8 protein-coding genes are annotated in these 12,954 nt (G+C 36.2%); 2 read left to right on the top strand and 6 right to left on the bottom strand.

Features of this window, described 5'->3' with window-relative positions; translation table 11 throughout:
* Nucleotide 1: 1 nt before the first annotated feature.
* The 3 genes from WH188_RS12585 to WH188_RS12575 all read right to left on the bottom strand — a co-directional run bounded on the left by WH188_RS12585 (nucleotide 2) and on the right by WH188_RS12575 (nucleotide 7,483).
* On the bottom strand, nucleotides 2–3,346 hold the full coding sequence (locus WH188_RS12585; RefSeq protein ID WP_168127635.1) for a SusC/RagA family TonB-linked outer membrane protein: 3,345 nt from the start codon (nucleotides 3,344–3,346) through the stop codon (nucleotides 2–4).
* Nucleotides 3,347–3,370: 24 nt separating this feature from the next.
* Entirely contained in the window at nucleotides 3,371–5,986 is a 2,616-nt protein-coding gene (locus WH188_RS12580) for a zinc-dependent metalloprotease (RefSeq protein WP_168127636.1), read from the bottom strand.
* A 159-nt stretch (nucleotides 5,987–6,145) separates the two neighbouring features.
* Nucleotides 6,146–7,483, bottom strand: a complete 1,338-nt coding sequence (locus tag WH188_RS12575) for a sensor histidine kinase (RefSeq protein WP_165905864.1) — start codon at nucleotides 7,481–7,483, stop codon at nucleotides 6,146–6,148.
* Between the two features lie 275 nt (nucleotides 7,484–7,758).
* Between WH188_RS12575 and WH188_RS12570 the strand changes: the two genes are divergently transcribed.
* Complete coding sequence (locus WH188_RS12570; RefSeq protein ID WP_165905865.1) at nucleotides 7,759–8,175, top strand: PH domain-containing protein; 417 nt, start codon at nucleotides 7,759–7,761, stop codon at nucleotides 8,173–8,175.
* Between the two features lie 78 nt (nucleotides 8,176–8,253).
* On the opposite strand, the gene sufD is transcribed toward WH188_RS12570, so the two are convergent.
* The 3 genes from sufD to sufB form a co-directional block, all read right to left on the bottom strand.
* Nucleotides 8,254–9,555: a Fe-S cluster assembly protein SufD gene (gene sufD / locus WH188_RS12565; RefSeq protein WP_168127637.1), complete on the bottom strand. Its 1,302-nt coding sequence runs from the start codon at nucleotides 9,553–9,555 to the stop codon at nucleotides 8,254–8,256.
* Nucleotides 9,556–9,613: 58 nt separating this feature from the next.
* Nucleotides 9,614–10,372 carry a Fe-S cluster assembly ATPase SufC gene (gene sufC, locus WH188_RS12560; protein ID WP_021192429.1) on the bottom strand — a complete coding sequence of 253 codons (759 nt, stop codon included), beginning with the start codon at nucleotides 10,370–10,372 and terminating at the stop codon, nucleotides 9,614–9,616.
* Between the two features lie 69 nt (nucleotides 10,373–10,441).
* Nucleotides 10,442–11,893 (bottom strand): Fe-S cluster assembly protein SufB, encoded by a 1,452-nt coding sequence (sufB, locus tag WH188_RS12555; RefSeq protein ID WP_021192430.1) that lies wholly within the window; start codon nucleotides 11,891–11,893, stop codon nucleotides 10,442–10,444.
* 342 nt (nucleotides 11,894–12,235) lie between these two features.
* On the opposite strand from sufB, the gene WH188_RS12550 reads away from it, so the two are divergent.
* Entirely contained in the window at nucleotides 12,236–12,706 is a 471-nt protein-coding gene (locus WH188_RS12550; RefSeq protein WP_021192431.1) for an Lrp/AsnC family transcriptional regulator, read from the top strand.
* Nucleotides 12,707–12,954: the final 248 nt, after the last annotated feature.

Genomic DNA, 12,954 nt, shown 5'->3' with positions numbered 1-12,954 from the left:
ATTAAAATGATGCTGTTAAACCAAAAGCAAATGATTTGGAGATGGGTTGTGCATAGTTATTACCAAACGTTTCCGGATCAAAATATCCATCATAATTATTACCAAAAACAAACAGGTTACGTCCTTCTATATTAAATCGGATATTAGATGCCTGAATTTTATTTGCTACTGATTTTGGCAAAGTATAACCTAAACGGATGCTATTGACACGTAAATAACTCATCTTTTTAGACCAGATATCTAAATATTTAAAAGCATTTGATGGATCGTTACCATCCATCCAGCTGTAGGCCATCCAGCGATCACTCGCTTCAGCGCTTGTCGAACCTATTGCAATAAAATCTTTTGAGCCTGGAGTCAATGCCTGCAGTACATCTTTTGTATAATTGGATCCGCGATCTACAATGGCTGGATTATAAGTTGGACTACGTCTCATCCATTGGTCAATATTAAATACAACTGAAACAGCTAGATCAAAATTAGCATAGCGGAACCTGTTTGTCATACCACCAACAAATTTAGGGTCCATACTACCTTTGTATTTAAATTTATTCTGATATTCATTGTTATTCATCGATGAATTTACAAAAAGACCCGGCGCCATATCTGCATAGGGATCAAACAATTGAAAGTAATCTTCATATGATACGACAGCTCCTTGATCGTTGTAGAACTGAGGCAAACCATCAGCATCCAAACCAGCTGTCTCAATTTCATACATCGCATTGATCGGATTACCTGCACGCGCATCTACATTGTAAGCTGTCGGATCTGCCATCACACGTTTCAACTTATTACGGTTATGTGCAATATTAAAATCTGTCGACCAAGAGAAACGATCACGCACGATATTTTGGCTATTAACTGAGAATTCAATACCATCATTGCTAACAGATGCCCAGTTGCGTGATACATTCGGGAATCCATTTTCTAATGGCAATTGACTTGTACCAATTAGATCTGTCGATAAACGATTATAATAATCAACCGTAAACTGTACTCTATTTTTTAGAATTCCGAAATCAAAACCTGCATTCCAGGACTGTGTACGCTCCCAACGTAATTTATCATTAGCAGGCATGTCAACAACAATGCTTTCTTCGTTATTTCCAGGCAACATAGATCCATTACTATATGTACCGATAATAAATGGATATGAATTACGATCAATATTACCTTGTATACCGTAAGAACCACGAAATTTCAGATTAGAAACCCATTCCTGATCTTTCAAGAAATCTTCTTCTTTTGCATTCCATGATCCCGATAGTGACCAGATGGGTAAGAATCTATATTTAGGATCTACACCAAACATATTGGAGCCATCGTAACGGATACTACCATATATATTATATTTACGATCATAACTATATGAAGCATTTGCATAAAATGATGCATAAGAAGATTCACCTATTGTTTTAACATATTGCTGATATTTTTTATCAGTCGCATAATTACTAGATGGGAACAAAATAGGCTGAGTTGTCAATGTTTTTGGATTGTAACCAAAACCGCGTGTCATTATACCCGTATTTTTAGATCTTCTCAACTCCGTACCTGCCATGATTTCAATATCATGGTGATCATCGAATTTCAAGTTGTATTGAGCAAAAGATTTCCAGTTGTATTGAAAAATACTGTTCTTATCATTCTGGATTTGCCCGCCATCAGGCAAAAAATACTTATTTGTTTTTGAAGCACTATCATAATAACGTGTTTGTGCCCTAAACTTTCTTGTATTATAACTTTCCTTGTCAGCGAAACGCTCTGTGCCTGACTCTTCAAATTGCAAACCCAGTTCAGTACGTAAAGATAACGATGGCAAAATCTGATAGGTTAAATTTGCAATCGCTTTTAAGCTTTTGTTATTCAAATTATAATTTGTATTTGCACGTTCTTCTAGAGCATTGAAAGGAATATAGGTATCTCTTTCATAGCCTACGATATCTTGGTCATACACATAATTACCCTGTGCGTCTCTTGGCGTCAAATATGGGTTAACTGTCCGTGCATAGGTATTGGGGTTTGTAAATGCATCACGATCCTGAATGAAATTATTACGATCTGTAGATGATCCCAATAAATTGATACCAGCCTTTAGCTTATTACTGATCTTAAAGTTATTATTTAAAGTCAATGAATAACGACGCATTCCGACCCCTTTGGTAGCTGCTTGTTCATCATAGAATCCACCTGATAAATAAAAATCATGTCCATCAGATCCTCCAGATATTGCTGCTGTATATTGCTGATTTAATGCAGTACGGTACAATTCATCTCCCCAGTTATGACTCTGACTGCGCAATTGACTGATCGCATCTTGTGTTGTTTTAGAAAGGCCCGTTATACCAAATTTACGATAAGAATCTAATTCATTATTAGCACTCAACAACCGAGCAATAGCGCCTTGGTTAGTACGGTAAGTCAAATCCGAACGATTGGCCATCCCTAATTCAAACTCAACCTTTTCTGATGCGTTCATCAGGTTGAGTTTCGTAAAATCAGGTTTTTGCGTAACGAAACTATTTGCCGATACAGAAACCTGTGTAGGTCCTTTTTTACCTTTTTTAGTTGTAATGACGATAACACCATTGGCAGCTCTAGCGCCATAAATTGAAGTTGCCGCGGCATCTTTCAATACGGTAATATCCGCAATATCATCTGGATTGATACCTGCAATCGGTAAATTCGACAGATTGTTCAAATTATCTTTATCGAAAGTATTGGGCAATGCAGTTCCTTCGATCGGTAAACCATCAATTACCCATAGTGGATCTTGTGTTCCATTTAAGGATACGGTACCGCGGATACGAATCTTTGGTGCACTGTTTGGTCCACCATTAAGATTGCTTAATTGTAAACCTGCTACCTGTCCTTCCAGTAATTGGTCAACACTAGACACACCGGTTTGCTTGATATCATCTAATTTCAGCTTATTATAAGCGGTCGTGTTTTTGACCTTACTGATATTGGTATACCCTGTTACGATCACTTCATCAAGAGCATTATCTGTTGCCTCCAAAAAGATCGTGTTGTATACCTTTGCTACCTGGACTTGCTTATTTTGGTACCCTACAAAGGAAACCGTAAAATATTTAACGTCCGTCGGTACAGTTAGCGTAAAATTACCAGCATTGTCGGTCACTGCTCCCAATGCAGATTGTTGTATTTGACCAACTACGCCCGTAGATTCCCCTACTGCTGTGCTTTCAATAAAAACTGTAGCACCTAATATCGGTGTTTGTGTTTTGCTATCCAACACTTTTCCCTTTAGGGTTATCGTTTCTTGTGCATACGAAGTAAGTTGCACGCAAGAAAAGATGACAAAGAGTAAGAATTTGTTCATTTGTTTTTTATATATAGATTTTTGTTAATTATTCACATTTAACGAACTATTGATCCGCATTAACAGGTCCTGATAATGTGCCTGAGTGGTAAAATCTCCTGAAGACTGCGCTGCTTTCAACAACTTCTGTATCTGGATTAATTCCGCTCGCTTCACGGTCAGCATTTCAGATGTTCTGCTCATACCTGAAACATGCACATTGCGTAAATCATGTTCATCAGAATTAGTATGTGCTGTTGCATGTATCGGACAGAACGCTGGTTTAGCCACTTTCATAAATTGATCTACAAAAGACAATTTTTTCGTATTCAACTTATCCATACTTTTATTATTGGTTACCAATAATATATCGATATAGTTCTGCTGCAACATACGGGCATCAATATCTAAGTTTTGCTTTTTTAAAGTTTTTGCAAATATCTCCTGACGTAATGTTTTCAGAAATTCCTCTACACTCCACGCTTGAGCACGTCCGAAAAGTAGTTCCATCTCGGTCATGCGCAATAAGCGCTGATCTTGAAGTAAATTATATAATAAGCTGTATTGAAATTCTCTTTTTAATGTATAAGGCGCATATTCGAAAGAACCTACTGGACTATCTTTTAATGGAAATGTTTTTGTCATCAATTCTTTTCGGAACAACCACTCTGGCAAAGTGAAAACGTTTTCTTTTAAGTAAGCTAATGCTTCTACCTGTTTCTGGCGTGGCACTGGTGCATATGCGTCTTTACCGTCACCTAAAACAGGATTATTGAGATAGATACCACCGATATTGTTGGAAACATGATCTGCATAAGCATACCACTGACCAATAACAGCCATATATAATTTACCTGCTTTATAGTAATCCTGACCTGAAGTAGTCGTCCAGTTAATGATCTGTGGCATGATACGTTTCAGATTTTTCAACCCATATGTACCAGCAAGCATGGCATTGTCTCCTAAATCTTCTGACTGCGATCTTGGATCAACTGTATTTTTAGGGTCCTGTTGCTCTCCGTACCAATAGTAAGGATTGTCCTGCTTCGATTCAATTTCTTTTTTTAGCAATGGAAGTTCATCCCAGGCAGTCTTATTTGGATACCAACGGTAGGCCCAGGCAATTGCATACTTATCATATAAACCAATCACTGGCGTAATAGCCTGTACTTGATCTTCTGGTTGTGCCACATAATTAAAGCGGGCATAATCCATAATGGATGTTGCTGTCCCTCCCATCTTCTGTGTAAAGGAAGCTGAACGCAATGAATCTACAGGGAAACTAAAAGACGATCCCATATTATGCTTCAATCCTAATGTATGTCCAATCTCGTGTGATGATACAAAGCGGATGGCATGTGCCATTTTCTCATCGGAGAACACGTTACCGCGAACAGATGGATCGATCGTTCCTGTCTGTACACGCATCCAGGTATTTAAAGCAGTCATTACATTATGCCACCAGATTACATCTGCTTCTAAAATCTCACCGGTACGTGGATCAACAACTGATGGTCCCATCGCATTGGCCTGTGGAGAAGCTGCATAAGTGATGGCTGATGTATTTGCATCATCGATATCAAAGTCCATTCCTTTTGGAACTTCTTTTGCAATGATGGCATCTTTAAAACCGGCCTCTTCAAAGGCTTTTTGCCAATCGTGCACTCCTTCGATAATTTGTTTACGCCATTGCTGTGGAGTAGCTGGATCAATGTAGAAAACTATTGGTTTCTTTGGAACAACCAGTTCGCCCGCTAAATAACGTTCCACATCTTCTTCACGTGGCTCTAACCGCCAGCGTGTTACCAGTTCTCTTTTCTCCATTTCTTGCTGCTTATCTGAAAAATACCAGCGTGGAGTAGTAAAATAACCTACCCTAGGATCTGAGAAACGTGGCTTCATTGCATCTTTAGGCAATTCTAATATATTACTAGTGATGGTTAAACTGATTGGAATAGATTCATTCCCTTCGGTGACACGTGTAGATAATATGGAGCGAATCACGATGTTGTTATCAAATGATTTCATCTGATCGATCAATGATAATGCAGTTTTAGGAGAAGTACCTAATCCAATATTGGTAAATACATCATTAAAACTTTTCTCAGTTCCATCAAATACTTTATTTATTTTGATAATTACTGACGATGAATCTTTATTATAGCCTTCAATTTTAAATGATTCAATAAAAGATGCTGTAAAATTATCGGCGACTGAGCGTGCTATCGCATCTTCTTTAGGTACTTCTACCTGAGGTTTGAGCTCACTTGCCCAAATCTCTTTCCGCGCTTTTTTTAGGGAGAAACGTATTACTTTATTTTCATAATTCATACCCTTATTTAAACCTGCTTCATTCAAAGCTAAGGGTACAGAAGAGATTTTATTGATCAACAAAAAGTCTTTATCCAGTTTCTCAACCGGTATTTCGAAAAAGAAATCTTTCTCTTTATTAATAACATTAAAAATCCCGCTATCAATTTTGGCATTTTTTAGAAACTTGTCGTAAACTAAAGCAGAATCCTTTTTTGTGGAATCAGCGACAACATCTTTCTTTTTACCTAAGCCTAGAGGACTGAGCAGCTGACAAGAATTGAGAATGAAAATAGAAAAGAAACCAAAGCTTGCTAATGCTGAATTTCTTTTGAAAGGCAGATTATTCATTTGTTTAAATTAAAATAGGACTCATAGATATAGGGTGGTGAAGATGCCAATATATTATGGTTCCAAAAAGCGAATCCGAGTGAAGGCGTGAATTTCAGGAGTGAATCCGCAGTTTTACTGGAAGAAATAGTCCAGTGCTCTAAAATTATTATTTTATCTTTATCGACTGTCAATATGGATGAATGGTAGATATACAATAAAATCAGCATCATGATACTGGATTTCAAACCCTTGTACCTGGTAAAAATCGTAAACATGTGCTATCATTTTGGTTCCATAACCTGCGGCGTCCATATCCGGGTTTTTGAACAATACAGTATTACGAACGACCAATCTTCCTTCCTGCTCTTCAATCGTAATTGATAATGGCTGCTCCTTACGAAGTTCATTGTGTTTGATGGCATTTTCAATTAAAATCTGCAAACTGAATTTCGGAATAAATAAAGATATGACCTCTGGAGTGACGTTGATTTTCAATGGACTTAAGGTATCTCCAAAACGTATTTTTTGCATGAAAAAATATTCCTCTGCAAGTGCCAATTCTTCTCTTATCGTTGCTAGACCTGACTCATCACCACTTAAAAACTTCCGGTATACTTTTGCCATCTTCCCAACAAAAACTTTTGCTTGAGCCGGATCTTTGCCAATTAATTGCTGTAGGGATCCCAAAGCATTAAACAGAAAATGTGGATCTACTTTCCGTTTCAAATTTTCAAAGCGAAGCAAAGCATCTTCTTTTTGATATTCCAGATTTTTTAGCCGCAATCGCTTCGCTTTTCTATTTTGAATGTCAAGCAAAAACATAAAAAATAACATGGTAGCAATACCTATAGCACCTAGAAGGAATGTCTTGTTACTAATATCACGTACATCATCTTCTGTCAGCATCAATAGCACATTCACAAATAATCGATTATTTTCAAATGTTCCTTTGAATTTATATTCATCCAACAGAACTTCCATCAGAATATAGTCTGACATGACCAGATTATTTTTCACAGGATATTGCTTCCAGCTCTTTATTCTTTTTTTTCCTATTTGTTTTTCATCAGGATAAATCAAACATATTCCATTGGCATCATATACTTCAAAATATGCCCGGGTTCCTGGATTTCCAGCCCAAAAATAAGCGTTCAGTTTATGCAGATCTAGTGTCAGCTGAAGAATTCCCTCATCGGTTGGGACATAAACATGTAAATACATCCCTTTTTCACTTTTAATAAATTTTGTTTTTCTGAAATCTTCTGGTAATGCTGTACTCTTAATCACGGGATCTACGGCCTTCGGATCGGCATACCATTCCAGACTTTTTGAAAAATTAAGACCATCAGATCTCCAATATGTGTAGGCAATGAGAAACTGTCGCACACTGTCTTGATCAATCAGTTTATTCATAAATTTTTGCTGTCCTTCATCAGCAGCAAGCCCCATCAAATGGAAAACACAATCAAAATCATCGAATTCTTTTTGGACTAATTGTGATTTCTCAAATGACATCTCTTTTAAAATCCTCTTGTTTAAAGTGTGTAACCTATGGTCAATGACTCGAAACATCAAGACGTAGATCGAAACTATCACAAATAGCGATAACCCTAAGATTATAAATCGATTACGTTTAAAATAAAATGAAGTTATATATTTATTCATCAACAAAGAGCCTAAAAACTTACAAAGTTTAAAATTATATATTAAGCATCAAGCGCAATACTAATACTTGTAGAAAAGTGAAAAAATCACTATATTAAAGGAATTAAAGCCAAAAAACAATGATTATGAAAAGTTATCACCCTAAAATTGGTAAAGGAACTTATGTCTGGTTACTTATTATCCTTACCTTATTTGTTTTCAATTCCTACGGAAGTATTAATAAAGGACTTTTTCTGGGAGCACTATTATCAACTTCATTGCTTGGATTTATCTGGTATGCTATGTTTATATCTCCAAAATATCATATTACAAATGAATTTCTTCAGCTAAACAATTTTTTAGAAAAAAAAACAATCCCCATTAGTACAATTAGAAAAATAGAGCGAAATCAAATCAGAGGAATCTACCCTTTTTTAAATCCTTACCAGAAGGGTTTAGTAATACATTTCAATAAATATGATGATGTTTTTGTAAATCCTCGTTCTGAGGATTCATTTATACAAGAATTACTAAAAGTAAATCCAGATCTTGAAATTATTTAGAAATAAAAGCGTTTGAATTAGAGCTCAAACGCTTTTATTTTATTGCACCTAGTATTTTATTGCACCTAGGAAGTTAACCTATTTACTAGTTAAGTTTTCTTCAACTAATTCTTCGACATATTGACGAACAACCTCATTCGAGAAACGAGTCGTTACATCAAATGCAAATGCATGTACCAATAAGATACGAGCAGCTTCTTCACCAATACCTCTAGCTCTTAAATAAAATAGGGCATCGTTATCAAATTGTCCAATTGTACAACCGTGTGAACACTTCACATCATCAGCAAAAATTTCAAGCTGAGGCTTCGTATAAACTGCAGATTTATCTGAGATCAACAAGTTATTATTTTGCTGAAATGCATTTGTTTTTTGAGCATCCTCACGTACGAAAATCTTACCATTAAAAACAGCTGCAGATTCTCCCTGCGTAATATTTTTATACCATTCGTAAGATTCACAATGTGGTTTCATATGATCCACTTCTGTGTGGTTATCGACCAACTGTTTATCATCTGTCAAGTTGATACCGTATAAGTGGCTTTCCACATTTTCAGCGTCAAGACGTACGTTGATATTATTTCTTATAAAAGCTGCTCCAGGAAAATTACAGTTATAGTTATTGTATAAGCTATATTTCTCTTGATATACTTCCGTATGATTGAAATAATTACTCGCAGATTCCGCTACTTGCAAATAGTAATGTTGCATTTTAGCATTTTCTTTGACAATGATCTCTGATACTTTATTTTGAATGTTTTTAGCGGCACCAGCAACAGTCATATAAGACTCGATAATCTCTGCTTCAGCATTTGCTTCCAGCACGATTAAATTACGTGTCTGTGAAAAGAAATCTTCTGTACCTGTCGCAACATGGATAATATGGATCGGCTTAGATAAAATTGTATTTTTTGCAAGTGCAATAAAAACACCATTTGTAAAACCAGCTGTATTCAATGCTACGAAAGGATTACTAGTTTTGTCTGCATGTTGTGCAAAATGCGCTTGAAAAGCAGGTTCTTCTACAGCATCCTCCATCGTTTTCACGATAAGGCCTTTTTCTTCTTCTAAAGAAGAGAATAACAGCATGTATTGACCGTTAACCAACACAATGCGGTGTGCATCCAAATTTGGAATTTCACCGGCACTAAAATCTAATCCTTCAATATCCACATCCGAATTCAATACATATGATTGATCGATAAGCTTATGAATATTGGTATATTTCCACTCTTCGTCTTTCACCGTTGGAAAGCCAACTGCTGAGAAGCGATCAAAAGCTTGCTGACGTATTGCCGACAAAAAAGTAGGCTCCGCTACTTGCTCTTGAAAATTGCTCAACACTTGTTGAAGTAATGATTCTGAAACTAATGTATTCATTTTATATTTTAATCAAATCGCTAATTAACACCTCTATTCTTTCACAAGATTTGTGTAATTATGCGTTTTGTGCGTCTAATTCTTTTAACCAATCGTAACCTTTTTCTTCTAATTCTAAAGCTAATTCTTTAGGACCAGATTTTACAATACGTCCGTTGTATAATACGTGAACAACATCTGGCACGATATAATCTAAAAGACGTTGGTAATGCGTGATAACTACGAAAGCATTATCTTTAGAACGCAATTGATTAACACCATTTGCTACGATACGTAAAGCATCGATATCCAAACCTGAATCTGTTTCATCCAAAATAGATAATTTAGGATTTAACATGGCCAGCTGGAAGATCTCATTTCTTTTTTTCTCACCACCTGAGAATCCTTCATTCAATGAACGGTTAGCCAAGTTCGCAGAGAATTCTACCAACTGTTGCTTTTCTTTCACTGTTTTTAAGAATTCTTTTGCTTCCATTGGAGGCAGACCTTTATATGCACGAATATCGTTAACTGCTGTTTTCAAGAAGTTAATGTTCGATACTCCTGGTATTTCAATTGGATATTGGAAAGCTAAGAACAGCCCTTCACGAGCACGATCTTCTGGAGATAAATCCAATAGATCAACGTTGTCCAATAAAGCTTCACCTTCTGTCACTTCGTACGCATCACGACCAGCTAAAACATTTCCTAAAGTACTTTTACCAGCACCATTGGGACCCATGATTGCATGAATCTCACCTGCTTTTACTTCAAGATTTAAACCTTTTAAAATTTGTTTGCCGTCTACAGACGCGTGTAAATTTTTTATACTTAACATTTCTTTATTAGTATTGTGTATTGCGCATGGTACTTTAAACAAGTACTCTGGTTGCAACTATTTTTTTATCTATCCTACTGAACCTTCTAACGAAATCGCCAACAACTTCTGTGCTTCAACAGCAAATTCCATCGGTAACTGGTTTAATACTTCCTTTGCGTAACCATTGACAATTAACCCTACTGCCTTCTCCGAATCGATACCACGTTGATTGAGGTAAAAGACTTGATCTTCTCCTATTTTTGAAGTGGTAGCCTCATGTTCTAAAGTTGCTGTATTATTACGATTTTCAATATAAGGGAACGTATGTGCACCACAACGGTCTCCGATTAGTAAGGAGTCACATTGTGTAAAGTTTCTTGCGTTATCTGCATTTGGTCCGATTTTCACCAAACCTCTGTAACTGTTGTGGCTTTTGCCTGCAGAAATACCTTTAGAAATAATCTTTGATTTGGTGTTTTTTCCGATGTGAATCATCTTGGTACCTGTATCTGCGACTTGCATATTACGTGTCATTGCTACCGAATAAAATTCACCAACTGAATTATCGCCTTTTAAGATGACACCGGGATATTTCCATGTAATTGCTGACCCAGTTTCTACTTGTGTCCAGGAAATTTTGCTATTATCACCTTTACAAATACCACGTTTTGTAACGAAGTTGAAGATACCACCTTTACCGTCTTTATCACCAGGATACCAGTTTTGAACGGTAGAATATTTTATTTCAGCGTCTTTTTCTGCAATTAATTCGACTACTGCTGCGTGCAATTGATTTTCATCGCGCATAGGAGCTGTACAACCTTCTAAATAGGAGACATAAGCGCCTTCTTCAGCAACAATTAATGTACGTTCAAATTGACCTGTATTTTGTGCGTTGATACGGAAATAAGTAGACAATTCCATTGGGCAACGAACGCCTTTCGGAATGTAAACGAAAGATCCATCAGAGAATACTGCTGAATTTAATGCGGCGTAAATATTATCTGTTTGAGGAACAACTGATCCTAAATATTTTTTAACCAATTCAGGGTGCTCTTGAACAGCTTCACCGAAAGAACAAAAGATAACACCTTGTTCTTTTAATTTTTCACGGAAAGTTGTTTTCACAGATACTGAATCAAATACAGCATCTACGGCAACTACACCTGCCAAAATTTTCTGCTCGTCCAAAGGAATTCCAAGCTTAGCGAATGTAGACAATAACTCAGGGTCTACTTCATCTAAACTGTTCAATTGCGGTTTTGCCTTTGGCGCCGCATAATAGGAAATGCCTTGAAAATCAACCTCTGGTGTTTCGAAATTTTGCCATTTCGGCATTTTTAAGGTCTGAAAATGACGGAATGCTTTTAATCTCCATTCCAATAACCATTCAGGCTCGTTTTTCTTAGCTGAAATAAAACGCACGGTGTCTTCTGTAAGACCAATCGGCGCAAATTCCATTTCGATGTCTGTTGTGAACCCGTATTTATATTCTTCGAGCTCCAGCTCTTTTAGTAAATCGTCGTCTTTAGTACTCATAGTTCGCTCTCACGGTTTAAAAAATTGCATTCAGGTAAAACCCACAATCTTCTGAACGACAAAGTTACGATTTACATGCCAATAAAACGTTACTTTTAGTAGTTTAAGCGCCCATTTTGATAAAAAAAGTGACGAATGTCACTTTTTACGCACTCTAAGCTTAACAGGTAGCTCTTTTTTTACAAACAAATGATTCACCATAACAAAAATCTATATCATATGGTTTAAAATATTGTTTTTGATTATACAAAAAATTAAAAATCAAAAACACACTACAACACCAAATTAAATTTGGAACAATTGTGTATATTTACAGAATATCACCAATAAAAATAGTTGAATATGCCATTTTTGCCAGATAAAACAGATTTAAAAATCCTAAAATTATTACAGGAGAACGGACGTATCACCAACCTGCAACTAGCTTCAAGCATCGGACTTTCGCCCGCTCCAACATTGGAACGAGTACGGAAACTTGAAAATTCGGGATTTATAAAGAGCTACCACGCATTTGTTGATGAAGAAAAATTAGGATTAGGAATCAAATCTTTCATACAAATATCGTTGGATTTTCACACACACAATGCTATCCCAGAATTTGTGGCAGCAGTTAAAATGATTCCAGAAGTAACTGAATGTCACCACGTAACAGGAAGCTGTGATTTCATGCTTAAAGTATATGTTAAGGATATTAAAGCATATGAAGCTGTAATTATGGAAAAAATAGCTAAGATTCCGTTTGTAAAAACTTTCCAGACCATGATGATAATGTCCACAAGTAAAAAAGAACCTATTATTCCTTTGGAATATTAATGAATAAATACATTGTCCATTTTGCTTGCTGCTGATGGGCAATGTTCTTCATCGTATATATACATCCCTATTTTGGATTACTTCCTTTATGATCTGTCTTAGGGATTTTCACTTTAGCGAAAAATCTGCTGTCCCACTTAAAAATCGGCTCGATTTTAGTACCAGTTATTTTGCTTTCCATTCATTACTTGACAACTACTATAATTGATATACCATATTCTTTCTAATATACTTGACTGATAAAAGTA

The sequence above is a fragment of the Sphingobacterium sp. MYb388 genome (assembly GCF_037479535.1).
Classification (GTDB): Bacteria; Bacteroidota; Bacteroidia; order Sphingobacteriales; family Sphingobacteriaceae; genus Sphingobacterium; species Sphingobacterium anhuiense.
The sequence above is the reverse complement of the archived record's forward strand: the minus strand, read 5'-3'. Positions and strand labels throughout refer to the sequence as shown.